This is a genomic window from Glycomyces rhizosphaerae, assembly GCF_042647865.1.
Classification (GTDB): Bacteria; Actinomycetota; Actinomycetes; order Mycobacteriales; family Micromonosporaceae; genus Glycomyces; species Glycomyces rhizosphaerae.
The window spans coordinates 192,312-218,917 of the sequence record NZ_JBHRWO010000020.1 but is presented as its reverse complement, the minus strand read 5'-3'; the positions used below and the strand labels follow the sequence as shown (position 1 = coordinate 218,917).

General features: G+C 70.4%; 29 protein-coding genes. 11 read left to right on the top strand and 18 right to left on the bottom strand.

Annotation, left to right across the window (positions count from 1 at the left end; translation table 11 throughout):
* The first annotated feature begins 115 nt into the window (after positions 1–115).
* The gene (locus ACFO8M_RS20195) at positions 116–820 is read left to right on the top strand and encodes an HNH endonuclease family protein (protein WP_387978893.1); all 705 of its coding nucleotides are present in this window, start codon (positions 116–118) and stop codon (positions 818–820) included.
* Here the strand turns inward: ACFO8M_RS20195 and ACFO8M_RS20190 are convergent.
* Positions 817–1,497, bottom strand: a complete 681-nt coding sequence (locus tag ACFO8M_RS20190; protein WP_387978891.1) for a maleylpyruvate isomerase N-terminal domain-containing protein — start codon at positions 1,495–1,497, stop codon at positions 817–819. The genes ACFO8M_RS20195 and ACFO8M_RS20190 overlap by 4 nt on opposite strands.
* Positions 1,498–1,530: 33 nt before the next feature.
* Between ACFO8M_RS20190 and ACFO8M_RS20185 the strand changes: the two genes are divergently transcribed.
* From ACFO8M_RS20185 to ACFO8M_RS20175, 3 genes are all read left to right on the top strand, one after another.
* Entirely contained in the window at positions 1,531–2,256 is a 726-nt protein-coding gene (locus ACFO8M_RS20185; RefSeq protein ID WP_387978889.1) for a hypothetical protein, read from the top strand.
* Between the two features lie 35 nt (positions 2,257–2,291).
* Entirely contained in the window at positions 2,292–2,807 is a 516-nt protein-coding gene (locus ACFO8M_RS20180; RefSeq protein WP_387978887.1) for a tetratricopeptide repeat protein, read from the top strand.
* A gap of 93 nt (positions 2,808–2,900) precedes the next feature.
* Positions 2,901–3,464 (top strand): GNAT family N-acetyltransferase, encoded by a 564-nt coding sequence (locus ACFO8M_RS20175; RefSeq protein WP_387978885.1) that lies wholly within the window; start codon positions 2,901–2,903, stop codon positions 3,462–3,464.
* 31 nt (positions 3,465–3,495) lie between these two features.
* On the opposite strand, the gene ACFO8M_RS20170 is transcribed toward ACFO8M_RS20175, so the two are convergent.
* Genes ACFO8M_RS20170 through ACFO8M_RS20155 form a run of 4 tightly spaced genes read right to left on the bottom strand, consistent with a single transcriptional unit; the run spans position 3,496 to position 6,093 of the window.
* Positions 3,496–4,371, bottom strand: coding sequence for an aminoglycoside phosphotransferase family protein (locus ACFO8M_RS20170; RefSeq protein WP_387978883.1), 876 nt, complete (start codon positions 4,369–4,371; stop codon positions 3,496–3,498).
* Positions 4,364–4,915 (bottom strand): AAA family ATPase, encoded by a 552-nt coding sequence (locus ACFO8M_RS20165; RefSeq protein WP_387978881.1) that lies wholly within the window; start codon positions 4,913–4,915, stop codon positions 4,364–4,366. Before ACFO8M_RS20165 ends, ACFO8M_RS20170 begins: the two co-directional genes overlap by 8 nt.
* A 10-nt stretch (positions 4,916–4,925) precedes the next feature.
* Positions 4,926–5,672 carry a nucleotidyltransferase family protein gene (locus ACFO8M_RS20160; protein ID WP_387978879.1) on the bottom strand — a complete coding sequence of 249 codons (747 nt, stop codon included), beginning with the start codon at positions 5,670–5,672 and terminating at the stop codon, positions 4,926–4,928.
* Positions 5,673–5,718: 46 nt separating this feature from the next.
* Positions 5,719–6,093: a MerR family transcriptional regulator gene (locus tag ACFO8M_RS20155; RefSeq protein ID WP_387978877.1), complete on the bottom strand. Its 375-nt coding sequence runs from the start codon at positions 6,091–6,093 to the stop codon at positions 5,719–5,721.
* A 101-nt stretch (positions 6,094–6,194) separates the two neighbouring features.
* Between ACFO8M_RS20155 and ACFO8M_RS20150 the strand changes: the two genes are divergently transcribed.
* Positions 6,195–7,160, top strand: a complete 966-nt coding sequence (locus ACFO8M_RS20150; RefSeq protein WP_387978876.1) for an aldo/keto reductase — start codon at positions 6,195–6,197, stop codon at positions 7,158–7,160.
* Here the strand turns inward: ACFO8M_RS20150 and ACFO8M_RS20145 are convergent.
* Positions 7,157–7,576 (bottom strand): secondary thiamine-phosphate synthase enzyme YjbQ, encoded by a 420-nt coding sequence (locus tag ACFO8M_RS20145; protein WP_387978874.1) that lies wholly within the window; start codon positions 7,574–7,576, stop codon positions 7,157–7,159. The two genes, ACFO8M_RS20150 and ACFO8M_RS20145, sit on opposite strands and share 4 nt — an antisense overlap.
* An 82-nt stretch (positions 7,577–7,658) precedes the next feature.
* Between ACFO8M_RS20145 and ACFO8M_RS20140 the strand changes: the two genes are divergently transcribed.
* From ACFO8M_RS20140 to ACFO8M_RS20125, 4 genes are read left to right on the top strand one after another with little or no spacing between them, the layout of a single operon-like run.
* Complete coding sequence (locus ACFO8M_RS20140; protein WP_387978872.1) at positions 7,659–8,186, top strand: DUF1697 domain-containing protein; 528 nt, start codon at positions 7,659–7,661, stop codon at positions 8,184–8,186.
* 40 nt (positions 8,187–8,226) lie between these two features.
* Positions 8,227–9,201, top strand: a complete 975-nt coding sequence (locus ACFO8M_RS20135) for a tyrosine-type recombinase/integrase (protein ID WP_387978870.1) — start codon at positions 8,227–8,229, stop codon at positions 9,199–9,201.
* A gap of 50 nt (positions 9,202–9,251) precedes the next feature.
* Positions 9,252–10,751 carry an AlkA N-terminal domain-containing protein gene (locus ACFO8M_RS20130; RefSeq protein ID WP_387978868.1) on the top strand — a complete coding sequence of 500 codons (1,500 nt, stop codon included), beginning with the start codon at positions 9,252–9,254 and terminating at the stop codon, positions 10,749–10,751.
* Between the two features lie 23 nt (positions 10,752–10,774).
* Positions 10,775–11,239 carry a methylated-DNA--[protein]-cysteine S-methyltransferase gene (locus ACFO8M_RS20125; protein ID WP_387978866.1) on the top strand — a complete coding sequence of 155 codons (465 nt, stop codon included), beginning with the start codon at positions 10,775–10,777 and terminating at the stop codon, positions 11,237–11,239.
* Positions 11,240–11,245: 6 nt separating this feature from the next.
* Here the strand turns inward: ACFO8M_RS20125 and ACFO8M_RS20120 are convergent, their stop codons facing one another.
* From ACFO8M_RS20120 to urtA, 11 genes are all read right to left on the bottom strand, one after another.
* Positions 11,246–11,689 (bottom strand): hypothetical protein, encoded by a 444-nt coding sequence (locus ACFO8M_RS20120; protein WP_387978864.1) that lies wholly within the window; start codon positions 11,687–11,689, stop codon positions 11,246–11,248.
* 60 nt (positions 11,690–11,749) lie between these two features.
* Positions 11,750–12,502 (bottom strand): maleylpyruvate isomerase family mycothiol-dependent enzyme, encoded by a 753-nt coding sequence (locus ACFO8M_RS20115; RefSeq protein WP_387978862.1) that lies wholly within the window; start codon positions 12,500–12,502, stop codon positions 11,750–11,752.
* A gap of 68 nt (positions 12,503–12,570) precedes the next feature.
* Positions 12,571–12,813 carry a ribosomal protein L7/L12 gene (locus tag ACFO8M_RS20110; protein WP_387978860.1) on the bottom strand — a complete coding sequence of 81 codons (243 nt, stop codon included), beginning with the start codon at positions 12,811–12,813 and terminating at the stop codon, positions 12,571–12,573.
* 41 nt (positions 12,814–12,854) lie between these two features.
* Entirely contained in the window at positions 12,855–14,516 is a 1,662-nt protein-coding gene (gene atzF / locus ACFO8M_RS20105; protein WP_387978949.1) for an allophanate hydrolase, read from the bottom strand.
* A 39-nt stretch (positions 14,517–14,555) separates the two neighbouring features.
* Entirely contained in the window at positions 14,556–18,131 is a 3,576-nt protein-coding gene (gene uca / locus ACFO8M_RS20100; protein WP_387978858.1) for an urea carboxylase, read from the bottom strand.
* A gap of 34 nt (positions 18,132–18,165) precedes the next feature.
* Positions 18,166–18,876 carry a GntR family transcriptional regulator gene (locus ACFO8M_RS20095; protein WP_387978856.1) on the bottom strand — a complete coding sequence of 237 codons (711 nt, stop codon included), beginning with the start codon at positions 18,874–18,876 and terminating at the stop codon, positions 18,166–18,168.
* The gene (urtE, locus tag ACFO8M_RS20090; RefSeq protein WP_387978854.1) at positions 18,873–19,565 is read right to left on the bottom strand and encodes an urea ABC transporter ATP-binding subunit UrtE; all 693 of its coding nucleotides are present in this window, start codon (positions 19,563–19,565) and stop codon (positions 18,873–18,875) included. The genes ACFO8M_RS20095 and urtE overlap by 4 nt, the downstream gene beginning before the upstream one ends.
* The gene (gene urtD / locus ACFO8M_RS20085) at positions 19,549–20,322 is read right to left on the bottom strand and encodes an urea ABC transporter ATP-binding protein UrtD (protein WP_387978852.1); all 774 of its coding nucleotides are present in this window, start codon (positions 20,320–20,322) and stop codon (positions 19,549–19,551) included. Before urtD ends, urtE begins: the two co-directional genes overlap by 17 nt.
* Entirely contained in the window at positions 20,319–21,395 is a 1,077-nt protein-coding gene (urtC, locus tag ACFO8M_RS20080) for an urea ABC transporter permease subunit UrtC (RefSeq protein ID WP_387978850.1), read from the bottom strand. Before urtC ends, urtD begins: the two co-directional genes overlap by 4 nt.
* Positions 21,392–22,276, bottom strand: coding sequence for an urea ABC transporter permease subunit UrtB (urtB, locus tag ACFO8M_RS20075; RefSeq protein ID WP_387978848.1), 885 nt, complete (start codon positions 22,274–22,276; stop codon positions 21,392–21,394). The genes urtC and urtB overlap by 4 nt, the downstream gene beginning before the upstream one ends.
* Positions 22,277–22,304: 28 nt before the next feature.
* The gene (gene urtA / locus ACFO8M_RS20070; RefSeq protein WP_387978846.1) at positions 22,305–23,576 is read right to left on the bottom strand and encodes an urea ABC transporter substrate-binding protein; all 1,272 of its coding nucleotides are present in this window, start codon (positions 23,574–23,576) and stop codon (positions 22,305–22,307) included.
* 342 nt (positions 23,577–23,918) lie between these two features.
* Between urtA and ACFO8M_RS20065 the strand changes: the two genes are divergently transcribed.
* Positions 23,919–24,320: a peptidase inhibitor family I36 protein gene (locus ACFO8M_RS20065; protein WP_387978845.1), complete on the top strand. Its 402-nt coding sequence runs from the start codon at positions 23,919–23,921 to the stop codon at positions 24,318–24,320.
* 61 nt (positions 24,321–24,381) lie between these two features.
* On the opposite strand, the gene ACFO8M_RS20060 is transcribed toward ACFO8M_RS20065, so the two are convergent.
* A complete protein-coding gene (locus ACFO8M_RS20060; protein WP_387978843.1) occupies positions 24,382–25,848 on the bottom strand; it encodes a serine hydrolase domain-containing protein in 1,467 nt (488 codons plus the stop codon).
* Between the two features lie 85 nt (positions 25,849–25,933).
* Here ACFO8M_RS20060 and ACFO8M_RS20055 point away from each other — a divergent pair, with 85 nt between their 5' ends.
* Entirely contained in the window at positions 25,934–26,602 is a 669-nt protein-coding gene (locus ACFO8M_RS20055) for a TetR/AcrR family transcriptional regulator (protein WP_387978841.1), read from the top strand.
* Positions 26,603–26,606 lie beyond the last annotated feature (4 nt).

Here is a 26,606-nt window from a genome sequence, read left to right as displayed (position 1 = left end):
GGGAATCTAGCAGGAGCGGCCCTGTTCGCGGAGCCCCCTTTGTGTTACGTTGCGAACACCCGGGCGCACCGTAGCGCCGCCGTGCCCGCTCATTTGTCCCGTTAGGACGTTGCCCATGCGCGCCTCCCGCCTGCTTCTGGTGCTCCCGCTCGTACTCGCCTCCGGCTGCTCGGAACTGGCCGACCTCGCCGAAGACGCCACCTCGAGCGCCCCGGCCGGCACCGGCTCCGAAGTCACGAACGAGTTCAGCGACACCGCGCCGTTCACCGTCACCGTCGACCCCGCCGCTTTGACCGCGAGCATCGAGGCGCTCGAGGTCGCCGAGGAACGCGACGACGGCTACGACCGGTCCCTGTTCCCCCACTGGAAGGACGACGACGGCAACGGCTGCGACGCCCGCGACGACGTCCTCGTCAAGCAGGACCGCACCGGGAACCTCACCGTGGACGACTGCGACGCCGCCATGACCGGCGAATGGATCTCGATGTACGACGGCGAGACCGTGACCGACTCCGGGGATATCGACATCGACCACTTCGTGCCGCTCAAAGAGGCCTGGGGGTCCGGGGCCGTCGACTGGACGACCGAGGACCGCCAGGCGTACGCGAACTGGCAGGAGAACAACTGGCACCTCATCGCCGTCACCGCCTCCTCCAACCGCTCCAAGTCCGACCAGGACCCTGCCGACTGGATGCCCACCGTCGAGGCCGTCTGGTGCGCCTACATCTGGGCGTGGGTCGAGGTCAAGACCGAATGGCACCTCAGCGTCGACGAAGCGGAGAAGGCCGCGCTCCTGGACTACACCTCCAGTAGTTGTTAACCGAGTGCGAGCCAGGTGATGCCGCGCGCCTCTACTTGGGCGCGTTCGGCATCGGTGAAGTCCTCGCGGCCGGTGGCTTTCGCGATGAACCCCACCGGGTCCAGGCCCAGAGCCTCCAGTGCGTTGCCGTGACCGGGGCCGAGGAGAAGCGCGGTGACGTGCGCGGCGGCTTCGGGCGTGGTCCAGCGGGGCCGCCCGAGGGCGTCGGCCAGGTCGATGCCGTGGACGGCGACTTCCACGACTCGGGTGGTGAGGAAGTCGGCGAGGGTCATGGGGTCGCCGTGTCGGGTCGTGACGAGCCGCCCGACCGGTTCGGCCGCGCACCGGTCGACCGCGGCGCTCCAGACCGCCTCGAACTCGGCGGCGACCGCCGGGCCGCCGGATCTCGCGGCCTCGGCGGCCGAATCGATGCGAATGTCGTTGACCTCGGGCGAGAACCGCTCGTCAGGCCGGTAGTACCCGGCCGCGTCCACTGCGGCCGCCGCAGGTGCGGGGGCATCGAGCATCGGGGCCAGGCGCGCGAGCGTCATGGTGATGTGGGCGGTCAAGGCGGCCGCGTCCCACGGGGCGCAGCGGGTCGGCGCGTCCCATGCAGTGATCGCCTTGAGCGCCAAGGACAGTCGCACGGACTCGGCGGCCAGCGCGGCCAGTGCGGGCTGCGGTGCGGGTGCCATCATGGAGTCCGATCCTAGTGTTCGAGGGAGTCGCTCATGTCCTATGCCGCTGTGATCCGCCCGGTGATCGACCGGATCCATGTCTCGCTGCGCCATGCCGCACGTCCGGAGGTCCGGGGCCTGTACACCCCGCGCGGGTTGGTGCCGGGGGTGGAGATCGACGCGTTCTATGCGCTGCTGGACCACCCGATCCCGGATGCCGCGCTGGCGGCGCGGATGGTGTACGTCGGGTTCGATCCGGAAGCGGTGGCGACGCAGGGTCTGGTCGAGCTCGCCGACGGCGCGTGGCAGTTGACCGGGCAGGGCCGTGAGGTGGCCGTGGAGGCGGCCCGCATCCTCGGGCGGACGGCGGAGCGCCTGTGGTCGTACCGGCCGAGCCCGTCGCTGCCGGGCCTGGCCGCGGTCGAGGCCGCGTTGCCGCTGGTGGGGCGAGCGCTGGAGGCCGGGCAGGCGACCGGGGGCCCGGTGTTCCGGGCGTACACGCCGGTATGGGAGCCCGACGGCGCCACGGCCTCGGCGCGGCTCGTCGCGCGGCTGGAGGCGCTGCGGCACCACCGGGCGGACGCGCACCGGGCCGCGTGGGGCGCGGCGGGTCTGACCGTGGACGAGATCCAGGCCCTGGAGCCCGGGCCCGAGCGGGAGGCGATCGAGGCGGAGACCAACCGGCGCGACGAGCCGCTGTACGACGTGTTGGACGCCGATGAGCGACTGGTCCTGCTGGCCTCCCTGGGGGCGCTGAACGACGGCCTGCTGGCGCCGTAGCCGACTCAGGATCGCCGACGGTAGGGTTCGCGCTTATGGCTACTGAGACTTGGGAAGCGCGCGCCGCGGCACTGTGGGAACGGCTGGACGACATGGACGACGACGCGTTCGTGCAGGCGATGATGGACCTCGCCGCCGAGTGCGACCCCGAGGACCCGGTGGCGCTGTTCGAGGTCGGCGGCGCCCACGACTCGACCGGGCGCACCGAGGCGGCGGTCGGCTACTACGAGCGGGCGATCGCGGCCGGTCTCTCGGGGGTGCGGCGCCGTCGCGTGGCGATCCAGATGGCGTCGTCACTGCGCGAGACCGGCCACCCCGAACGCGCGCTGGCGATGATCGCCGAGGAACGCGAACGCGGCCGGGATGACAAGGAGGCCGCGGCCTACGGCGATGCGCTGGCGATGTGCGAGGCGTTGACGCTCGCGAAGCTCGGCCGCGACCGGGAGGGCCTGTCGGTCGCGCTCATCGCTTTGGCCCCGCACCTGCCGCGGTATCAGCGGTCGACGGTGAACTACGCGCGCGGCCTGGTCGGGCGCGACCCGATCCGCTGACCCGTCTGGCGCGGTCGGCCGGGAGGACGGTTTTCCGGGCGTGTCGCGGTGCCGGATCGCGGCGGGCGATAGGTTCGTGGGGTGGATTCGCGATTGACCGTTGCCGAGCTCGATCCGGACCGGTGGCCGGATTTCCTGACGCTCGCCCGGCAGATGGGCGGCAATCGGAGCTGCTACTGCATGTGGTGGCGTGAGGAGCGCGGCGAGCGGTTGCGGCGGCCGCGGGCGGCCGCGGCCCGTCAGGTGGTCGACCAGGGTCCGCCGGGCCTGATCGCCTATGACGGGGACACGCCGGTCGGCTGGTGTGCCGTGGCGCCGCGTTCGGTGTATCCGCGGCTCAACACCGCCCGGGACACCCGGCCGCTGGCCGACGCCGACGATCTGGACCGCGTGTGGGTGGTGTCCTGCTTCTTCGTGCCCGAGCCGTGGCGTGGGCGCGGTGTGTCTCGGACCTTGCTGGCCGCGGCCGTGGACTTCGCGTACCGGAACGGGGCGACCGTGGTGGAGGGCGTGCCGATCGATCCGGCTGTGGTGGATCGCAGCCCGGGCGGCTCGTACACCGGGACACTGCCGCTGTTCTTGGCCGCCGGATTCGAGGAGGTGGCCCGCCCGACGCCCAAGGCTCGAGTGACCGTCAGGCATCGCCGGCGACGCTGACCAGCCGGTGCGGTCGCCGACTCGGCGGGGGTCAGTGGGTGAGCGGGTCGGCGAGGACCGCTTCGAGGTTGCGGGCCTGGACGCCGTCGGGGTCGGTGCCGGAGACGCCGGACATCATGATCAGGGCCTTCCACAGCGTCCAGGCCCGGGCGCGGGCCCAGGTGTGGTCGTCGAGACCGGCCGCTGCGCGGAAGGCCTGGCGTGCGTCGCCGTGGAAGTAGGTCCAGGCGATCTGCAGGTCCGCTGCCGGATCGCCGACCCCGCAGGTGCCGAAGTCGATGAGCGCCGACAGCCGCCCGTCCTCGACCAGGAGGTTGCCGGGGGCGATGTCGCCGTGGAACCACACCGGTGCCGGTGTCCAGACGGTGGCCATCGCCTTGTCCCACACGCTTTTGCAGGTTTCGGCGTCGACGGTGTCGCCGAGGCGGCGCAGGGACTCCTGGACCTGGTCGCCGTAGGCACTGGGGTGGCAGCCGCGGTGGAACGAGTGCCACCCGGCGGCCGGGCCGTCCCCGGTAGGCACACCGCGCAGCACCGTGAGCACATCGCCGAGGTCGCGGGCCAGGCGCATCCGGTCGACGTCGGGCGCGTCCAGGAGAGTGTCGCCTGCGAGCCAGCGCCGGACCGACCACGGGTGCGGGTAGTCGGCGGTGGGCCGGCCGGTCGCGACCGGTTCGGGGACCGGAAGCGGCAGGTGGGCGGCGAGGACCGGCAGGCAGCGGTGTTCCTTCGCGACCGCGGCGACGTAGCCGGGACCGCTGGGCAGGCGCACCGACAGCTCGGTGCCGAGGCGGAAGGTCCGGTTGTCCCAGCCTTGCCGCGGCACGGGCGTGACGGGCAGGTCGGCCCAGTGCTGGAACTGGTCGGCGACCAGGGTGGCGACGAGGTCGCTGGTGATCTCAGGCATGGGCGGCTTTCGCGGTCAGGTCCGTGATGCGCGCGGCACGGGTGGCGGGATCGGCGGCCGGGACCCTTTCGATGGTGAAGCCGTGCTGGAGGTAGGCCTCGACGTGGTGTTGTTCGAAGCGTCGGGCTTCGGCGAGGTCGACGCGGCGCACGGCGGTCGGGGTGATGAAGCCGAGCAGGTCGAGCATGAGCACGCGCTGGTCGTAGATTCCGTCGGCGCTGATGCGGTCGAGTTCAGCGGACAGGACCGGGCCGACGGGCTGCTCGGTGAAGCGGGCCATCGCGAGGGTGCACACCGGCGACCGGTCGAAGAACTGGACCGGGCCCGCCAGTGCGTTCGCGGCGAGTTGACGGTCGCGTTGGAGGGCGGCGATCTGCTCGCAGAAGTCGCCGCGTTCCCAGGGGGCGTCCTCACCGGCCGCTTGGGCGGTCTCGATGAGGTCGGTGGCGGCTTCGGCGATGACGGTGTGACCGGCCTCGGCCAGGAGGCGCGCGACCGTGGTCTTGCCGGCGCCGGGGGCTCCGGTGAGGATGAAGCGGCGCAAGCGATTCCTTTCAGTGTTCGGTGGCGAGTTCGCGGGCGGTGGTGACGATGGCCCGGTCGGGTTCGTCGAGATGGTGGGCGAGGTGGTCGGCGGCGATCCGGTAGAGCGCGAGGACTGCACGGCATCCGGTCGCGTGGTCGCCGGGGGTGAGCCCGGCGGCGGTGTCCCACGCGCGGGCCCAGGCGGGGCCTTCGGCGGCGGCGACGGCGTCCCACAGGTCGTTCTCGGAGTCGCAGACGAGGCGGTTCGCGGCCGCGATCGGGTAGGCGAGCTGGAGGGTCAGGATCGCCCGGTTGGCCGCGGCCGCACGCGCCCGGCCCAGTCCGGTCATGCCGACCACTTTGTGGACTTCTTCGGCCAGGCCCACGAGTTCGCTTGCAGCCCAACGGTCCACGTCAGGGATGGCCTCCCATGTCCAGGTGTTCGCGCGGGCCTGGAGCCGTGTCATCGTCCCGTCGGGGTCGTGGAGGATGCGGGCGCGGCGCCAGGCGCCGACCGCGGTGACCGCTTCCCAGGGGCGCGTGAAGGCCGCTTCGAGTTCGGCGGCGGTTTTGCGGGAGAGGGTGACCATGCGGCCCTCGACCTGCCGGACCTCGGTCCCGGGCTCGGTCTCGACCGCGAGGACCAGGTCGATGTCCGACGCGGGATGGTCGGTGCCTTTGGCGACCGACCCGAACAGGCCGATCCCGACAGCGTCGGGCGCGAGGTCGGCACTGAGGCGTTCGGCGATCGCCAGCGCTTCGCGGGTGTGGTGCACGCGTCGAGTATCGCCAGGCCCGGCCCGGGTGTCGACCGAGTTTCCTCTAGACGCTGCGGTAGTAGGCGATCTTCCCGGAGATGTAGTCGCGTTTGGCCGCGAGGTCGGCCATGCGCTCGTCGACGGCGACCCGGTGGGTTTCCAGGAGCTTGATGCGTTCGGGAATGGTGTGGTCGCCTTCGCGGACGAGGTTCGCGAAGCGGGCCATCTGCTCCACGGGCATCCCGGTGTCCCGCAGGCATTTGAGGGTGCCGAGCCATTCGAGGTCGCTGTCGTTGAAGCGGCGCTGGCCGGTGGTCGTGCGGTCGACCTCGTCGATCAAACCGATGCGCTCGTAGTACCGCAGCGTGTCCATGGTGAATCCGGAGCGGCGTGCGCATTCGCCGATCGTGTAGGTCGGGGCGGTGTCATTGGCTGCCACGAGAACCGAGGATACCCCACGTCGACTGCCTGCGGGTTTGCGCTGGAGTCCACTCCAAGTCCTAGCGTCGGCCCCGACAAGGACGACGAGAGGAGACCGCTGTGGAGCGGATCGCATTGGGACCGGACCGGATCGGCGTCTCGCGCCTGTGCCTGGGGGCGATGGCCCTGGGCGGCGTGCAGGACGAGGCGTCGAGCTTCGCGATCTTGGACCGGTTCGTGGAACTGGGCGGCAATTTCATCGACACCGCCAACTGCTACATGTTCTGGATCGACGGCGGTACGGGCGATGAGTCCGAGCTGCTGCTGGGGCGCTGGCTGGCGGCCCGGGGCGGCCGGGAGGACCTGGTGATCGCCACGAAGGTGGGGCGCCGGCCCTCGTTTTCCGGCGGAGGCTTGGAGCATTCCGAGCCGCTCACCGGGGAGCGGATCGGCGCGGGCCTGGAGGAGTCGCTGGAGCGGCTGGGCACCGATTACGTGGACTTGTTCTGGTCGCACCGCGACGACCCGGACACCCCGCTGGAGGCGACCGTGGCGGGGTTCGACGCGGTGGTGCGGGCGGGGAAGGCCCGCATGGTCGGGGCGTCGAACCACACCGCGTGGCGGGTCGAACGCGCCCGGGCGATCGCCCGGTCCACGGGTGCGGCGGCGTACACGGCGATGCAGAACCGCTACTCGTATCTGCAGCCGCGGCCCGGGACGGTGCTGCCCGAGGGCGGGCACGTCCACGCCGCACCGTCGGACGTGGACTATGTGGGGCAGACCGAGGGGATGGCGATCCTGACGTACTCCTCGCTGCTGTCGGGGGTGTACACGAACCCGGCGAAGCGGCTCGGGGACCACTACGCGCACCCGGGCACCGATGCGCGCTTCAAGGTGCTGGACGCGGTGGCGGCCGAGACGGGCGCGAGCCGCAACCAGGTCGTCCTGGCATGGCTGGCCGGGCACGACGCGCCGGTGATCCCCCTGGTGGGGGTGTCGTCGGTGGCGCAGCTCGACGAGGTCGCCGCCGGGCTCGACCTGCGACTCGACGCCGAGCAGTGGGCGAGGCTTACCGCCGCGGCTTAGCCGTAGAAGGAGAGGCGCACGGTCCGGTCGGGGTTGTCGCGGTTGGTGTCGACCAGCAGCACCGACTGCCAGGTGCCGAGGGCGAGATGCCCGGCGACCACCGGGAGCGTGGCATGGGGGGCGACCAGTCCGGGCAGGACGTGGTCCCTCCCGTGCCCGGTGGAGCCGTGCTGGTGGCGCCACCGGTCGGTGCGCGGCAGCAGGTCCCCGAGGGCGTCGAGGAGGTCCTCGTCCGAGCCCGCGCCGGTCTCGATGACCGCGATCCCGGCCGTGGCGTGCGGGACGAACACGTTGAGCAGGCCCTCGCGGGCCCCGATGTCCCCCAGGAACGCCTCGCAATTGCCGGTGAGATCCTTGACGGCCTCGCGATGTCCGGTGTGGACGGCGAAGGTGGTGGTGTGGAACGCCGAGCTCATAACCGGTGATCTTGCCACGCCGCCCCGACCGGTTCGTCACACCATAGGGGTAGGTTCGGTCCACTGAGCAGAGGAGGGGCGCATGGGCGTATATGTGGCGCTGCTGCGAGGCGTGAACGTGGGCGGGCACCGGAAGGTGCCGATGGCGGACCTGCGCGAGGCGCTCACGGCCGCCGGGTTCGGGCGGGTGCGGACCTTCATCCAGTCCGGGAACATCGTCGTCGACGCCGATGCGGGCCCCGCTGCGGTCGGGAAGCGCATCGGCGCGGTGATCGAGGCCGGTTTCGGGCATACCGTGCCGGTGATGGTGCGGACCGCAGCGGACATGGAGCGGATCGCGGCCGCCGACCCGTTCGCCGGCCGCGGCCTCGACCCCGCGAAGGTGACGGTGACGTTCCTGTCCGGGCCCGCCCCCCTCGCCCTCGAAGTGCCCGAAGGACACCGCGAGGAGGCGTTCACCGACGGCACCGAAGTCTGGGTGTACTACCCCGACGGCCTCGGTGCGTCGAAGCTGGACCGGACCGGGTTCTGGAAGCCGCTCGGCGACCTGGCCACCACGACCCGCAACCTCCGCACCGTCGTGAAACTGCGGGACATGGCCGCGGCGTAGCCGCCGGACCGATTGCGGGGCTTGGACTATCGTGGAACACATGTCCGCAGAGATCGCCGGTGTCGACTGGAACGACCAGACCGCGGTCGTCCCCGCCGGCGCCGACCCGTACCGGGCCTATCTGGACACGCTCGGGTCGGCCGAGTCGAGGCGGACCATGCGCGGGTGCCTCGACCGGATCGCCCAGCTGCTCTCGGGCGACCCCGACGTGTCCGGGCAGGGCCAGCCGTGGCACCTGCTGCGCTACGAGCACACCTCGCGCCTGCGCGCGGCGATGATCGACGCCGGCTGGTCCGGCGCCTACGTCAACAAGCACCTCGCGGCCCTGCGGCGCGTGCTGAAAGAAGCGTGGCGCCTGGACCTCATGGCCGCCGAGGACTACCAGCGGGCCTGCGACCTGCAACCGGTGAAAGCCCAGCGGCTGCCCGTGGGCCAGCAGGTCGACGCCGAAGCGCTCGGCGCCGCCCTGTACGCGTGCGACGCCGACCCCGGCCCCGCCGGCGCCCGCGACGCCGCCGTCCTCGCCACCCTCTACTCGACCGGCTGCCGCCGCTCCGAGATCGCCTCGATGCGCCTGGCCGACTACGACCCGGCCGAACGCTCCATCCGCATCGTCGGCAAAGGCAACAAGGAACGATTCGTCTACGTCACCGAAGCCGCCCAAGGACGGCTCGAACGGTGGATGCACGTGCGCGGCAACGGCCCGGGCGCCCTGTTCTGCCCGATCAACAAAGCCGGGAAACTGAAACGCACCGGCACCCAGTTCGGCCCCATGACCGGGCAGGCCATCGCCGACCTCCTCTCCAAGCGCCTCATCGAGGCCGGGCAGCGGCGCCACACCCCGCACGACTTCCGCCGCACCTTCATCGGTGAACTCCTCGACGCCGGCGTCGACCTGGCCATCACCCAGTCCCTCGTCGGCCACGCCTCACCGGCCACCACCGCCCGCTACGACCGGCGCCCGGCACGGCGCTCACGCGAAGCCGTCGACCGGCTGCAGCTCCCCGAATCGTGATGTCGAATTCTGGCTAGCCACTGTCGCACCCGCGGGGCAGTCTTGTGGGCATGGACTTCACAGCGATCATCGGCAACGAAGAGCGGCTCCAAGCCGCCGTCGCCGGACGCGACGCCCGCTTCGACGGCTGGGTGTTCCTGGCCGTCACCTCCACCCGCATCTACTGCCGGCCCTCCTGCCCCGCGGTGAAACCCAAACGGGAACACCAGCGGTTCTACCCCTCCGCCGCCGCCGCGCAGGAAGCCGGCTACCGGGCGTGCAAACGCTGCCGCCCCGACGCCTCCCCCGGATCCCCGGCCTGGGACTGGCGCACCGACGTGTGCGCCCGCGCGATGCGCCTCATCACCGAAGGCGTCGTCGACCGCGAAGGCGCCGCCGGACTCGCCGCACGCCTGGGCTACTCCCTGCGCCAACTCGAACGACTCCTCATCGCAGAAGTCGGCGCCGGACCGGCCGCGCTCGCCCGCGCCGGCCGCGCCCAAACCGCCCGCACCCTGATCGAGAACACCGACCTGCCGATGGGCCAGGTCGCCTTCGCCGCCGGATTCGCCTCCATCAGGGCGTTCAACCGCGTCGTCGCCGACGTCTACGCCTGCTCCCCCACCGAACTGCGCTCCAAAGCCAAAGGCCCCACCGCCGGCAGCGGCGGCGCGATCACCCTCCGACTGGCCTACCGCGAACCGTTCGAACCCTCCAACCTCTTCGGCCACCTCGCCGCCGCGGCCGCCCCCGGCGTCGAAGCCTGGGCCGACGGCGCCTACCGCCGCACCCTGCGCCTGCCCCACGGCCCCGGCACCGCCGCCCTGCGCCCCGGCCCCGGCTACATCGAATGCCGCCTGCGCGTCGCCGACCTGCGGGACGTCACCGCCGCCGTCGCCCGCTGCCGCCGCGCCCTCGACCTCGACGCCGACCCCCACGCCCCCATGGAAGCCCTCGCCGCCGACCCCGTCCTCGCGCCCTTGGTCGCCAAAACCCCCGGACGGCGGGTCCCCCGCAAAGCCGACGGCCCCGAATACGCCGTCCGCGCCGTCATCGGCCAGCAGATCGCCACCGCCTCCGCTGCGACCATCGCCGCCCGCCTCGCCGAACGCTACGGCGAACCGGTCGAGGACCCCGAGGGCGACCTGACCCGCCTCTTCCCCTCCCCCGAGGCACTCGCCGAAGCCGACCCCGCCCACCTGCCGATGCCCCGCACCCGCAAAGCCACCGTGCTGGCCCTGGCGTCGGCGCTGGCCGACGGCAGCGTCGACGTCGGGCCGGGCGCCGACTGGACCCGCACCCGCGCCTCCCTGGCCGCGGTGCCGGGGGTGGGGCCGTGGACGATCGAGATGATCGCGATGCGGGCCCTGGGCGACCCGGACGCGTTCCCGGTGAAGGACCTCGGCGTCATCAAGGGCGCCGCGCACCTCGAACTGGGTGCCGGGCGGGTCCTGGAGGCCCGTTCGCAGGCGTGGCGGCCGTGGCGGGCCTACGCCGTCCAGTACTTGTGGGCCTCCAGTGAGCACCCGACGAACCACCTGCCGACCGAGAAGGAAGCGAGCACGTCATGAACCCGACCGCCAGACACCTCACGATGGAATCCCCCCTGGGCTTGATGGCCGTATCCGCGGTAGAGGAGGGCCTCACGTATGTCCACATGGGCGTCGAGGAGATGAAGGACGCCTGGGGCCCCGAAGCGGCCACTCCGGTCCTGGAGGCCGCGGTCGACCAGCTCGAAGCCTATTTCGCGGGCGACTTGAAGGACTTCGACCTGCCGCTGGCCGCGGAGGGCACGGAGTTTCAGCACCGGGTGTGGGACGAGCTGTGCCGCATCCCCTACGGCGAGACGGTCGCCTATATGGACATCGCCGACCGCATCGGCGACCGCAAGGCGGTGCGCGCGGTCGGGCTCGCGAACGGGCGCAACCCGATCGCGATCATCGTCCCCTGCCACCGGGTGATCGGCGCGAACGGGAAGCTCACCGGCTACGCCGGCGGCCTGTGGCGCAAAGAGCGGCTCTTGTCGCTGGAGCGCGGCGAGCCGGCCCTGTTCGCCTGAGCCTGTTCAGAGCAGGGTGACGTCGAGGTTGACGGTGACCGCGTCCTTTTCGACGACGATGGTCGCTGAGTAGCAGACCTCGTCGTTGCACGCGGCCGGGATGATCCCCGTGGCACTGCCGGAGGGCGTCGTCCCGGCCAGCAGCGGTGCCTCCATGGCGTTGTCGGCGATGAAGTCGTCGAACTCGTCGGACGGGATGTCGACGGTGACTTCGGCCCGGGCACCGGGGGTCGGCGACTGCATCGCCGACAGGTCGGACTCGACGACGTCGGTCCCCTCGGGGAAGGCCAGATGCGTGGCTTGGGCAACCGTTTCGACACTGGGTTGGGGGCCGCCCTTCAGGGCCCAGGCGACGCCCCAGACGGCGGCGAGGAGCCCGCCGAAGACGACCGTGAGCCACACGGCGGCGATGATGGCGCGTCGGACCGTCGGCGTCGGCGGGGGTTTCATGGCCGCGACCCTACCCGAGTCGCACCAGTGACCGTCTCGTCCACCCGTTCGCAACCGCGCCTATTGGGCGAAGGCCCCGATCAGGTCGTAGAGCGCCACGGCGGCATCCTTGTCGCCGCCGATGTCGAGCGTCAGGGCCGGGACGCGCCGCCACAGCCACAGCAGGATCTCGCCCGCGTCACCGCGAACGTGCGCCTGGGCGTCCGGCGCGGCCCCTTCACTGACGGAGATGGTCCCCGCTGTGATGCGCACGGTCCATGACTGCGGGCCGGTCGTGAGGGCGACGGTGAGGCCGTCGTTGTCGGCCAGGGGTGCGGCGACCCAGTCGCGGTAGGCGCGCGAGCCCCACTTCAAAATGATGGTGAGCATCTCGTCGATGCCGTCCAGGGCCAGCGCCCGGTCGATGGGGCTGATGGGCCGGCCGGCGGCGAGTTCGGCGTCGGTACGGTGGATGAGGGTCTCTTGGGCCATGCGGCGGATCCAGAACCCGACGGTCTGGTCGGGGCCGTACCAGGTGTAGGCGAGGCTGTCGGGCCCGCGTTCGTCGAACTCGTGGAGGAGGTCGGCGAGCGCGGTGTCGAACTGTTCGACCGGGCTGCCGTGCCGGTCGATGCGGAAGTCCTCGCCGGGGGCTTTGAGGAGCCGCATCGACTGGATCTTGTGGTCGTAGGTTTCGGTGACGTGGTCGAGCAGGTCGGCGGCGGTCCAGGCCGGGCAGGTGGGCACGGTCGATTCCGGTGCGGCCGCTGCGGCGGCGGCCTGCAGACGGGCGGCTTCGGCGGTGAGGTGGGCCCTGAGTGCGGGGAAGTCCATCCGGCGATGATCGCACACGGGTGCGACAACACTGCCCGACCGTGGTGCGGCGCTTGCGGACCGCGCCGTCAGTATCCGGCTTCGATCTGTTCGACGGCGTCCTTGGCTTCTTTCAGACCGACGCCGGTGAGCTCGCGGTAGACCTTGATGGCTTGGATCTTCTTGCCTCGCCGCACGAGGTCGCGCACCTCGCCCATGGTGTCGGGCTCCGGCGGTGCGTAGTCGCGGATGTCCAGGTGCTGCATGACGAGGTCGAGTTTGCGCTCGATCCGGGCGAGGGCCTGCAGAGTGAGGTCGTGTCGGTCGCGCATCGGGCTCCTCCAGTGTCGGTGGTGCCGACCATGCTAGGGGTTCACCGCCGGTACGCCCTCCAGCCGCCCGCGGCGGTGATGTCGGTGCCGGTGGGTGCGCTGGCGACGAATCCGGTGGCCCAGGTGCCGTCGTCGAGTTCGACCTTGCCGAGGCTCATCGGCGCCGGCAGGGCCTCGAGGAACCGGCCGAGCGCGGCCGGGCTGAGCAGCCAGCGCTCTCCTGGGAGGCTCGCGCCGTCGTCGGTGCGGACGACGAGGGGTTTGGGCGGTTCGGTGTCGAGGGCGTACATGCGGTAGGCCGTGGCGGTGCGGACGTCGCCGGCGTAGCGGGCGCCGAGGTCGGTCAGCTGTGGGTTGAGCCCGAACCCGGTGAGGTGGGCGCCGAAGACGACCAGTTCGGTTCCGGCGGGCGCGTACTGCGGCGCCTGGAGGTCTTGGAGGCGGGCGGCGAGGTCGATGGCGACCTGGTCGTGGAAGGCCGGGACGATGAGGCTGACGCCGAAGCCTTTCGTGCCCGCGACACCGGCGGGGATGGCGACGGCGGCCATGTCGAGGAGGTTCACGAAGTTCGTGTAGGTGCCCATCTGGGCGTTGACGCCGATGGGGTCGGCCGCGACTTGCGCGAGGGTCGGGTGCAGTGGTGCGGTCGGCAGCAGGAGCGCGTCGTACCCGTCGAGGAGGGCCGCGGCCTGCTGCTGTGCGGCGCGCAGCCGCTGCTGGTCGTTGACGAGGTCGGCGCCGGAGAATTTGAGGGCCCCGCGCACGATCGCCGCGACGGTGGGGTCGGTGTCGTCGGCGTCGAGGTGGGTCCCGAAGGCCGCGAACCGTTCGGCGACGAGCGCGCCTTCGTAGAGCAGCAGTGCGGCTTGGAGGAGCGGCCGCACGTCGATTTCGACCGTGTCGGCGCCGAGGGCCCGGCACCGGTCCACGGCGGCTTCCCACAAGGGACGGAACTGGGGGTCGAGCGGGGCGAGGTCGGCTTCTTGCGGAATGGCGATGCGGGGTGCGGGTGGTGCGGCGAGGGGCGCGTCGGCGGGCCAGGTGCGGGAGGCGGGGTCGGCGCTGCTGGGTCCGGTCATGACACCGATGGCCCGGGTGGCGAGGTCCAGGTCGGGGGCGAACACGGTGAGGCAGTCGTAGGAGGCGCAGGCGGGGACGACGCCGTCGACGGGGACGAGCCCGAGGGTGGCTTTGATGCCGACGATGCCGCCCAGCGCGGCCGGGACCCGCCCGGATCCGGCCGTGTCGGTGCCGAGCGCGAAGTCGGCGATGCCGAGCGCGACCGCCACGGCCGATCCTGAGGAGGAGCCGCCGGAGATCAGGTCGGGGTCGTGGGCGCCGCGGACGGCACCGTAGGGGCTGCGGGTGCCGACCAGGCCGGTGGCGAACTGGTCGAGGTTGGTCTTGCCCAGGCAGATCGCCCCCGCCGCCCTCAGGCGGGCGACACCGGTCGCGTCGCGCTCAGGAGAGTACGCGAATGACGGTTGTCCGGCGGTGGTCGCGAGCCCGGCGACGTCGATGTTGTCCTTGGCGGCGAACACGAGCCCGGCCAGCGGCAGGTCCCCTCCGGCGGCGACGGCGGCATCGACGCGTGCGGCTTCGGCTTCGAGGTCGGCCTTGTCGCGCAAGGCGATCCACACTTCGGGCCGAGCGGTCTGCTCGATGCGGGCGAGAGCGGCCGCAACCCGCTGGGCGGCACTCACAACGTTCACGAAGTCCCCTGTCTGATAGTCCACTGTTGCCTACGGTTCGCTGATGACGAGCAGGGGCGCGCCTGGTGCGGCCTGGCTGCCGGGTGCGGCGAGCACGCGGGTCACGGTGCCGCTGACGTGGGCGGTCACGGGCATCTCCAATTTCATCGCCTCCAGCACGACCACGGTGTCCCCCGCGGTCACGGTGTCGCCTGCGGCGACGTTGACGCGCCAGACGCTCGCGGCCATCGGCGCTTCGATGAGGGTCTCACCCGGTGCCAGTTCGACGACGGCGCCGTTCCCGGGGGCCGGCTCGGTGTGGTCGCGGTCGAACTCGCCCGCGTCGGCCCACCGCTGCCGCTCGGCTTCGAACGCGGCGGCCTGGCGGGACTGGAACGCACCGATCTCGGCGGCATTGTCGGCCAGGAGCCGCCGGTAGTCCGCGTACGCGAACTCCCCGGGGCGGATGTCGATCTGGGCGCGACCGGCGGCGAGCTCGCGGCGAACCTCGGCGAGTTCGTCTTCGGAGACGCGCTCGAACACGACGCGGTCGAAGAACCGCAGCAGCCACGGCAGCCCATCGTGGAACGACGCGAGGTCCCGCAGCCCCGACCAGATCGGGGCGGTGCGCCCGACGAGCTGGTAACCGCCGGGCGAGTCCATGCCGTAAATGCACATATAGGACCCGCCGATGCCGACGGTGCCTTCGGCGGTCCAGGTGCGGGCCGGGTTGTACTTGGTGGTGACCAGCCGGTGCCTCGGGTCGACCGGGACGGCCGCCGGCGCACCCAGGTACACGTCGCCCAAGCCGAGGACGAGCCATTCGGCGCTGGTGGCGATCCCGGCGACGTCCTCGACCGAGTCGAGGCCGTTGATGCGGCGGATGAACTCGATGTTCGACGGGTTGAACAGGGCGTCGTCGCGCACGTTCGTCGCATACCGACTGATCGCCTCGTCGACCACGGCGTCGTTCCACGAGATCGGCAGGCGCACTTCACGCGAGGGCACGACCATGTCCGCGATATCGGGCAGATCCTCCTCCAACTCGGTGAGGAGACCGGTGAGGCGCCGGATCGGCAGCACCTCGGGATCCACATGCAGGTGCAGGGACCGCACGCCCGGGGTGGTGTCGATGATCCCGGCGGGGGCGGCTTCGGCGAGCGCGTCCATGAGCGCCCCGACCCGCATCCGCAACCCCAGGTCGAGGTGCATGGGCCCGTATTCGAGGAGGATCGCGTCGTCCCCGGCCCGCCGGTAGGCGACCGCCGGACGGTCCTGGCCGGCGGGGATCTCGGCGAGCGTCGCGGTGTCGTCCTTCGCGCCCACCAGCACCACCGGATGCGCGACCGGGTTGGCGCGCAACCGGTCCGCTTCCGTCTCGCTGACGGGCAGGAACCGGACGGTGTCGCCGGGGCGCAGCTGCCCGAGCTTCCACCGGTCAGAGGTCGTCACGGTGAACGGGCACGCGAACCCGCCCAGGCTCGGCCCGTCCGGCCCCAGCAGCGCGGGCGTGTCACCGGTGAAGTTCACCGTCCCCACCGAGTACGGGTTGTCGTGCAGGTTCGAGGGGTGCAGCCCGGCCTCGCCGCCGTCGGTGCGCGCCCATTCGGGCCTGGGCCCGTCCAGGCGCACACCCGACCGTCCGGCATGGACCTGCACGGACCATTCGGCGTCGTAGATCCGCTCCATGTCCGCGAACGTGAAGTAGTGCGGCGCCGGCTGCGGCCCGGGCGTGACCGCGAGGGTCCACTCGTGCCCGAACGCGGGACGCTCCGCCACCGGCACCGCGGCGGCTTGGCGTCCTGCGGCGCTGGCGGGGACGAGGCGGTCGCCGACGCGGAGTTGGTCGCCGGTGTAGCCGCCGATGCGGCCGGGAGGGAACGTGGAGGCGGAGCCGAGGAACGTCGGGACGTCAAGGCCGCCTTGGAACAGCACGTAGGTGCGGGCGCCGGCGTCGGCGATGGCGCCGACGGCGAGGACGCCGCCGGCCCGCACCTCGATCGGTTCCCACTGCGGGACCGGTTCGCCGTCGAGGGTGACCGGCGCCGGCGCACCCGTGACGCACACCGTCGCGCTTACGCCGAAGCGCAGGGTGGGGCCGGCGATGGTGCATTCGAGGCCGGGGACGCCCTCACTGTTGCCGAGGGCGCGGTTGCCGAGCCGGAACGAGTAGTCGTCCATCGGCCCCGACGGGGGCACGCCGACCTGCCAGTACCCGATGCGGCCCGGGAAGTCCTGCACGGTGGTGAGGACCCCGGCGCTGATGACGTCGATGCGCGGCGAAGCGTCCTTGATGGAGGCGACGGTGCCGGTGTCGTGCCGGACGGCGAGGACGCGTTCGTCGACTGCGGCGGCGGCCAGCTGGCCGAGGTTGGTGTGGACGCCTTCGATCCGGGTCTCGCCCAGGGCATCGGCCAGCGCGGCCCATGCTTGTTCGCGGGTGTCGCCGGCGGTGATGATCTTGGCGAGCATGGGGTCGTAGGTCGCCGGGACGTCCAGGCCCCGTTCGATCCACGTGTCCACCCGCGCCGCCTCGGGGAAGTCCACACAGGTCAAGAGTCCTGCGGAGGGGAGGTGGTCGCGGGCGGGGTCTTCGGCGTAGACGCGCGCTTCGACCGCGGCGCCGGTAACCGGGGGACCGGAGTCGGGCAGTCCCTGCATGAAATCGGTGTCGCCGGCGGCGGCGCGGATCATCCACTCCACGAGGTCGATGCCGAGGATCTGCTCGGTCACGGGGTGCTCGACCTGCAGGCGCGTGTTGAATTCCAGGAACGACGCGGCTTCACGCTCGGCATCGTAGATGAATTCGACGGTGCCCGCGGACCGGTATTTCGCGGCGGACGCCAGCGCCCTTGCGGCGGCGTGCATCTGGACGCGCACCGCCTCCGGGAGGCCGGGGGCGGGGGCTTCTTCGATGACCTTCTGGTGGCGCCGCTGCAGGGTGCAGTCGCGGTCGGACAGGCTCATGACGCGGCCGTCACCGTCGCCGAACACCTGGACCTCGACGTGCCGGGCCCGGCGAACATATTGTTCGAGGTAGACCGCGTCGTCACCGAAGTTGTCGGCCGCCAGTCGCTTCACCGTGGCGAACACGTCGGCGAGTTCGCCCGGGCTCTCGGCGACGCGCATGCCGATGCCGCCGCCACCGGCGGAGGCTTTGACGATCACCGGGAACCCGACCTGCCCCGCCGCCGACACCGCGGCCTCGACCGAATCGAGCGCCGCGGTCCCGGCGGCGAGCGGCACGCCGGCGACGGTGGCGGCCCGGCGCGCGGTCACCTTGTCGCCGAACAGCTCCAACTGCTCAGGGGTCGGCCCGATGAACACCAGCCCGGCCTCGGCGCAGCGCCGCGCGAACTCGGCGTTCTCGGCCAGGAACCCGTAACCGGGGTGCACCGCCTGCGCACCGGTGTCCTTCGCCGCCGAGAGGATCGCATCGACGTTCAGATAGGACTCGGCGGGCGCGGCCGGACCCACGCACACCGCCTCGTCGGCGTCCCGCACATGCAGCGACGCCGCATCGGTCTCGGAGTAGACGGCCACGGTGCTGATACCGAGCCGGTGGGCCGTGCGCGTGATGCGCCGGGAGATCTCGCCGCGGTTGGCGATCAGGATGCGGTCGAACACGACAGGTCTCACTCTCAACGAAGGAAGGGGGCGGTCAGGGGCGGACGGCGTTCGCCAGATGCGCCCACGTGAGGGCCGCCTCCGCGCGACCGACCACGATGGACCGGGACGTCTCGATATGGCGCGTCAAGATCGCCGTCGCCTCGCCATAGCGGCCCTCGAGGGCGCCTTCGGCGATCGCGATGTGCTCGGCGATGGTCGCGGCCATCCGCTCAGGCGTGAAGTAGTCGAACATCCGCGCCGGCCGGATCCGGTTGTTCACCACCTTCAACGACTCCGCCAACTGCGGATTCCCCGAAGCGGCAAGCAACGTCAGGTGGTAGCGCTCATCGGCGTCGACCATCCCCGCGCCCGGCTCCGGCGGCGCCGCCTGCAGCGCATACCACCGCTCCAACTCCGGACCCAGCAGATCCCGGTCGTGCCGGATCTCCGGATCCGCCGCCGCCCGCGCCAACCCCCGCAGTTCCAAAGTCAACCGGACCTCGTACAGGTCGTTCAACTGGTCGATCCGCGGCCGGTACGGATACAGCCCGTCCACCTCACGCGACACGAGGCCGTCGGCGGCCAAGCGGCTCAACGCCTCCCGCACCGGCGTCCGCGACACCCCGTAATTCCCGGCCAACCGCTCCTCACCGAGCCGCTTCCCCGGCTCGTACTTCCCGGCCATCAAATCCGCACGCAACGCCACGTACACACGCGCCGCAAGCGGCTCGTCCACCTCCGGCAGCACCGAATACCCACTCATATCGCCATCGCCTCCCGCACCCGCACCGCGGCACCCGCACCGGTCCCGCCACTGGAGGCGACCCGGCCCGAACGCAGCACCGAGTACCGCGACGCCGCCTGCAGCGCGAACCCCAAATGCTGCTCGACCAGCAGCACCGACAACCCGCCCCGCGACGACAGGTCCACGATCGTCGACTCGATCTCGGCGACCACGTTCGGCTGAATGCCCTCGGTCGGCTCATCCAGGATGAGCAGCCGCGGCTCCGTGATGAGCGCCCGCGCGATCGCCAACTGCTGGCGCTGGCCGCCCGAGAGGAGCCCGGCCTGGCGACCGAGCAGGGTCTGGAGGGCCGGGAAGAGGTCGAGTTGCGCGTCGATGAGGGCTTTGCCGTTCTTGCGGCCGTCGGCGACGAGGCGGAGGTTCTCGCCTGCGGTGAGGTGCGCGAAGCACTGCTGCCCTTGGGGAACGTAGGCCATGCCCGCTTTGACGCGTTTGTTCGTGGGATTGCGGTTGATCTGCTCGCCGTCGAGTTCGATGGTGCCGGACATGACGGGGATGAGACCGACGACGGCCCGCAGGAGCGTGGTCTTCCCGGCGCCGTTGTGGCCCATGACGGCGACGACTTCATCGGTGCCGACCTCGAGGTCGATGCCGTGAACGACCGCGGAGCGGCCGTAGCCGCAGGTGAGGTTACGCAGTCGCAGCATCGGCCCGCTCCTGTTCCTGTTCTTGGTGTGTCGTGCCGAGGTAGACCTCTTGGACCCGGGGGTGGTTCGAGACCTCGTCGACCGAACCGGACGCGAGGACCGCCCCGGCGTGCAGGACGGTGACACGGGAGGCGAAGGCCCGCATGAAATCCATGTCGTGTTCGACGACCGCTACGGCACGATCGTGTGCGATGTCGTGCAGGAGCCGCCCGGTGGTCTCGCGTTCCTCGGCGCCCATGCCGGCGATCGGCTCGTCCAGGAGGAGCACGTCGGCGTCGCCCACCAGCAGCATCCCGATCTCCAGCCACTGCTTCTGGCCGTGAGCGAGGATCCCCGCGGGGGTCTCGGCCTGGTCCTTGAGACCGATCTGCTCCATCACCGTCACCACGGTGTCGGGCAGGTGCCTGCGGCGGCGCAGCAGCGCCCACGGCGAACGCCCGGACCCCGCTGCGATGTCGAGATTCTGGGCGACCGTGAGGTTCTCGAAGACCGTGGCGGTCTGGAAGGTGCGGCCGATGCCCTTGCGGGCGATGTGGTGGACCTTCTTCCCGCGCAGCTCGGTCCCGTCTTTGACGACGGACCCCGAGTAGCGGGCGAGGCCGGTGATGGCGTCGACGAGGGTGGTCTTCCCGGCGCCGTTGGGGCCGATGAGGAAGTGGACTTCGCCGCGGTCGAGTTCGAGGTCGACGCCGTTGACGGCTTTGAACCCGTCGAAGTCGACTTCGATACCGGTGCAGGTGAGTGCGGTCGTGTTCATGCTGCGGCCTCCGCGATGACCGGTTCCTTCCGGAACCGCTTGGTGGCGGCGGCGACCGAGGCGATCCCGCCGGGGAGCAGGGCGATGACGACGATGAACAGCAGTCCTTGCGCATACGTCCACGCGGAAGGGAACTGCTCCGAGAGCGCGGTCTGGGCCCAGGCGACCGCGAGAGCGCCGACGACGGGCCCGATGAGGCTGGCGCGGCCGCCGATGGCGACCCCGAGAATGAACATGATCGACGGCACGATCCCGATGCTGGCCGGGGAGATGATCCCGACCACCGGCACGAAGATCGCCCCGGCGATCGCCGCGAACAGTGCGGCGGCGGCGTAGGCGACGACTTTGATGTTGGCCGCGTCGTAGCCCAGGAACCGGACCCGCTCTTCGGCGTCCCGCACCGCGACCAGCAGCTCCCCGTACCGCGAACGCCTGAGCTGCAAGGCGACCGCGACCACGACCAGGAGCACGCCGGCGGCGATGAAGTACAGCATCTGCTGGTTGATCGGGTCGTCGAGGTTGTACCCGAAGAAGTACCGGAACCGCGAGAGCCCGTTGAACCCGCCCATCGACTGCTGCCCGATGAGGAGGATCGCAAACGCACCGGCGAGCGCCTGCGAGAGGATCGCGAAATAAGCGCCCTTGACACGGCGCTTGAACACCGCGAAACCCAGCAGCACCGCGAACGCCGTGGGAACGATCAGGATCGCCGCGATCGTGAACACCGGCGAGGCGAACGGCGCCCAGTACGCGGGGAGCTCGCGGATACCGGCCAGCTCCATGAAGTCCGGGACCGAACCGGCCCCGTTCCTGAACTCGGCGTCAGCCATCTTCATGTGCATGGCCATCAAATAGGCGCCCATGCCGAAGAACACGCCCTGACCCAGGGTGAGCATCCCCCCGCGACCCCACGCCAGGCCGATCCCGACCGCGACGATCGCATAGCACAGGAACTGCGCGAGCAGACCGAGCCGGAACCCCGACAGCAGCAGCGGCGCCGCACCAAACAGGACCAGCGCAGCAGCGGCGAAACCCGTCCACGTCCCAGCCCTGGTAGCGAAGAACTTGCTCATGCGAGGCTCCTTGTCCGCAGCGTGAACAGCCCCTGGGGGCGCAGCTGAAGGAAGACGACGATGACCACGAACACGCCGACCTTCGCCAAAGAAGCGGTCGAATACGTCTCGAACACCGCCTGGAACGTCCCCAGCGCGACCGCCGCGACCACCGCACCCTTGATGCGACCCATACCGCCCGCGACCACGACGAGGAACGCATCGACCAGATAGGACTGACCGGTGGTCGGGCTCGTCGACCCGATGAGCGTCAAAGCGACACCCGCGACACCCGCCAGCCCCGACCCGATGAAGAACGTCCCCGCATCAACCGCCCGCGAGGAGATCCCGGCCGTCTCGGCCAAGTCCCGGTTCCCGACCACCGCGCGGATGCGCCGCCCCGCAGGCGTGAACCGCAGCACCAACGTCACCACGGTGACCGCCACGATCGCCAGCGCCAGAATGAACAGCCGCGTCTTCGGCACCGCCGTACCGAGCAGGTCGACACCGCCCCGCAAGAACTCCGGCACCGTGACGTTCACGGCCGGAGCCCCGAAAACGTCCCGCGCCACCTGCTGCAGCACCAGCCCCACACCGAACGTGACCAGCAGCGTATCGAGCGGCCGGTGGTACAGGTGCCGGATGAGCAGCCACTCCAGCACCAGACCCATGAGCCCGCCCACAAGGAACCCGACGGGCAGGGCGATCAGGAGGGACACCCCGGCATCCCCGACGACCTGCTGCGTCACGTACGCCGTATAGCAGCCCGCCATGATGAACTCGCCGTGCGCCATGTTGATCACGCCCATCTGACCGAACGTGAGCGACAAGCCCAACGCCGCCAGCAGCAGGATCGAACCGGTGCTCAGCCCCGTGAACAACTGCCCTACAAGGAGGTCCACAGTGTCTCCTTCCCGATCGCCCGCACGACTACTCGGTCACCTGAAGATCAGCGGCCCAGTCATAACCCTCCAGGAACGGGTCCGGCTCGATCGCACCCTCGGACTCCCACACCGTGTACAGCAGGCCGTCCGCACTGATCTCACCGATACGCGCAGTCTTGGTGACGTGATGGTTGTCCCCGTCGATCACCACAGTGCCCTCAGGACTCGCGAACGAGACCCCGTCCGCGCTGGCCTGGATGTCCTCCACCGCGAACGACGCGGCCTTCTCGGCCGTTGCCGCCCACAGGTACACGGAGTTGTACGCGGCTTCCATCGGGTCGGAGGTGACCCGCTCGGCCCCGTACTCCGCCTTGAACGCCTCGACGAAGGTCGTGTTCTCGGGCGACTCGACGGTCTGGTAGTAGTTCCACGCGGCCAGCTGCCCCTCGATGTTCTCCACACCGATGCCGCCGACCTCTTCTTCGGCGATCGAGACGCTCATGACCGGCATCTCCTCGGCCGTCAGGCCGACGTTCGCGTACTCGCGGAAGAACGCCACGTTCGAGTCGCCGTTGAGGGTGTTGAACACCGCGTCCGCGCCGGAGGCGCTGACCTGGTTCACGATGGTCGAGAACTCGACCGAGCCCAGTTGCGCGTAGTCCTCACCGAGGATCTCGATGCCCTTGTCCGCCGCGTAGGCGTTGATGATCGCGTTCGCCGTCCGCGGGAACACGTAGTCCGAACCGACCAGATACAGCGACTTCACGCCCGTCTCGGCCAGGTAGTCCAGGGCCGGGATGATCTGCTGGTTCGTGGTCGCCCCGGTGTAGAAGATGTTCTCCGAGGCCTCCAGGCCCTCGTACTGCACCGGGTAGTACAGCAAGGAGTCGTTGTCTTCGAAGACCGGCAGCATCGCCTTGCGCGACGCCGAGGTCCAACCGCCGAACACGGCCGCGACGCAGTCCTCGCGGATCAGCTTCTCGGCCTTCTCGGCGAAGACCGTCGGCTCGGACGCGCCGTCCTCGGCGACGATCTCGATCTGCTTGCCCTGGACGCCGCCGGCGGCGTTGATCTCCTCGACCGCGAGGTAGATCGCGTCGCGGACCGTGGTCTCGGAAATGGACATGGTGCCGGAGAGGGAGTTGAGGGCGCCGACCTTGATCGTGTCACCAGAGGTGTCCACACAAGACTTGGCGGCTTCCGTCTCCTCCCCCGCCCGCGAACCGCACCCGGCGGTCAAGGCGAGGGCGGTGACGGCGGCAGTGGCGGTGAACGTACGGGCGAGGTCTCGGGCTCTGAACGTAAAACGCTGTGGCATGCGGTGTTCGACCTTTCGCGGGGTGAGCGTCCCGGCTCGATGGGGACCGGGCCTGCAAGGGGTGTCGCCGCAGGCAGCGGCGGTGTACAGGTGCGTATACAGCGTCGTATCCGCTATGGGTACAAGCTAGGACCGCGATGTTTCACCACCGTTCACGTCAAGAACGCCCACATGAACTCCCGTTGCCAGGACGTAAAAAAGCCCGCACGATCACCGAACGTACGGGCAATGTCGACGGTCCACCGTCCACGCCGAACCGGCGCAACCGACTCGATGACAACGCTCCCAAATTTGAGTATGCTTGCCTACCAAAGCAACGCGTGATCAAAGGAGCACCTGCGCATGCGCAAGCACCGCCGAACCACCTCCCCACTCCGCAAGCGAAACCCAGCCCTCGTACTCACCTTCGCGGCAGCGGCACTGCTCGCAACGGCGACCCCGGCCGCCGCCGCACCCTCCGACACCGCCGAAGACTGCACCTCCGCGAAAACCCTGTGCCTCTACGAAGGCGCCAACTTCACCGGCGATCGCTTCACCGTCAGCGCACTCGACGCCGGCACCTGCGTCAGCCTCGTCGACCACGGCTGGGGCGGCCGCGTCAACTCCGCCGTCAACACCCACACCGCCAGCGCCGCACTGTTCGCCAACGACGACTGCACCGGCGGCCCGTACCAAGTCCCCGGAAACGGATCCGTCGCCGACCTCGGAACGTTCGAACCCCTCAGCGTCTGGGTCGCCGCCTAACGAGCCACCAACGCCAATCGGGGCCACCGGTACTCCGGTGGCCCCGATCGCGCCTCCAGCCTCAACCGCGCCGCAAACGCACCCAAGCCAGCCACACCCGCGACACCGCCAACACCGACCCGACTGCCCCGAGTACCACCAGCAGCCACGCCACATCCGGAGCGAGCAGGAAGAACAACACCCGACTCGGCGCCAGACCAGGCACCACCACCCACGACACATAAGCGACCGCAGCCGCCACCACCACCCAGCACACAGCACCCCCGAACACCAGCGCCCTCCGACGCACCGCCCTCGGCCCCCCGGCGACCCGCACCAGCGACCACACCGCGTACACCACGGCCGAAACCACCAGCAGCGACAACACCGCAAGCAGCCCAACATAAAGCGGATCGACTGCAACTGCATCGGCCTCACCGCCCGCGAGAATCCGCACCGCCCCCAGCATCGCCCCGATCAGCACACCCTCCTCGAAATGCCCATACCGGTTCTGCGCCACCACCACCGCCTTCCCCAGCTCCGGCAGCAGCAGCACCCCGCCCGCGAAACCCGGGGCCGCACCCGTGTGCCACACCGTCGACGTACCCAAGTCCGCATTGCGCGAATCGACCCGCCACCCAAGCCCGTACTCGATCGTGCCCTTCACCTCGACCGCACCCGTACGCATGAGCGCCAACGACTCCCCCGACACCACCGGCACCTCCGCCCGGCCCAGATGCGCGGCTGCGAACGCCGTCAGATCGCCGATGTCGCCACCGAGATACCCATAACTCGGCCCCGCCTGATCGAACTGCGCAGCCACCCTCGCCGCCTGCCCGAACACCGGCGCGAACCCGTCCGCCACACCCGCGGCATCGTCGGCGGTCAGCACCGCACCGTCCATACCAAGCGGATCGAGCACCGCCGACCGCAGGTAATCCGCATACGGCACCCCGGCGACCGCCTCGATCACCGCACCGGCGACCACATAGTTCGCGCTGGCGTATTCGAAGACTTCGCCCGGTTCGGCGAACGGCTCCACATCGGCCAGGTCGGCGACGGCGTCGCCGTAGGGGTCGTCGCGGTGCTCGAAGCGGTCGGTGATGCCGGTGCCCTCGGGAATGCCGGTGGACTGCTGCAGCAGGTGCCGGACGGTGATCCGGTCGGCATGGGACTTGTCCGCCAGCGCGAAGTCCGGCAGGTAGGTGACGACGGGTGCGTCGAGGTCGAGGAGGCCGTCTTCGACAAGGGTCATGGCGGCGGTGGCGGTGACGGGTTTGGCGACCGAGCCCCACAGGAAGGGGGTGTTCTCCTCGACCGGGTCGCCGTTGCCGTCTTCGCCCCAGAAGGCGGTGTTGGTGTCGCCGTCGGCGCTGAGGATCGCGTAGGCGGCGCCGGGGACGCCGGAGGCTTCGAAGCGGGCGTCGAGGTAGTCGCTGACGGCCTGGATGGTCGCGGTCTGGTCCTGGCTGCTCGGTTCTTGCGGCAGCGGGCCGGCGAGTGGCGCGAGTGCCGCCAGTGCGGCGACGGCGATGGTGGTGGTGTGCATGGCGTTTCCAGGGTGTTGTGGAGGTCCGGATATAACCATACGGTCGTATGGCTACGTGAAAACCATACAGGTATATTGTTTAGGGATGCCGAGGACCGCTGACCATGATCTCCGCCGCACCCAGATCGCCGCAGCCGTGCAGCACCTCATCGCCCACGGCGGATTCGAGGCCGCGACGATGGCAGCGGTGGCACGCGAAGCGGGCTTCTCGGTCGGCCTGGTGCAGCACTATTTCAAGTCCAAGGACGACCTGCTGCTCTTCGCCTACGAACGCATGACCGCCGACCAACTCGCCCGAGTCGCGCGACTCATCGCGGCAGGCGAGGAGGACCAGCAGCCGATCCGCACGATCCTCCTGCGCTGCATGCCCGAGCTGTGGCCCCTGGACGATGCGCGGCGCGGTGAGTACCGGGTGGGCCGGGTCTTCCGTGCCCGCTCCCTCGACAACCCCACGATCGCCGAAGTGGCGCGCCAGACCGCCCGCATCGTGCGGGCCCAGATCGCGAGAGCGGTCGAGAACGGCAAGGAATGCGGCGAGGTCGAGCAGGACACCGACGCCGAACTCACGGCAGTCGAACTCGCCGCCCTGATCGAGGGCCTGGCCGACGATCTCTACCGAGAACCCGAACGCGCCGTGGGCGAACGCGCCCTCCCCAAAGCCACCGAGGCGATCCTCAAATCCCGCTTGGCACAGCACTTCCCCGGCGAATGCCGCCACTACAACCGACCCGACACCGACCGCCGGGCCCCGTAGCGGC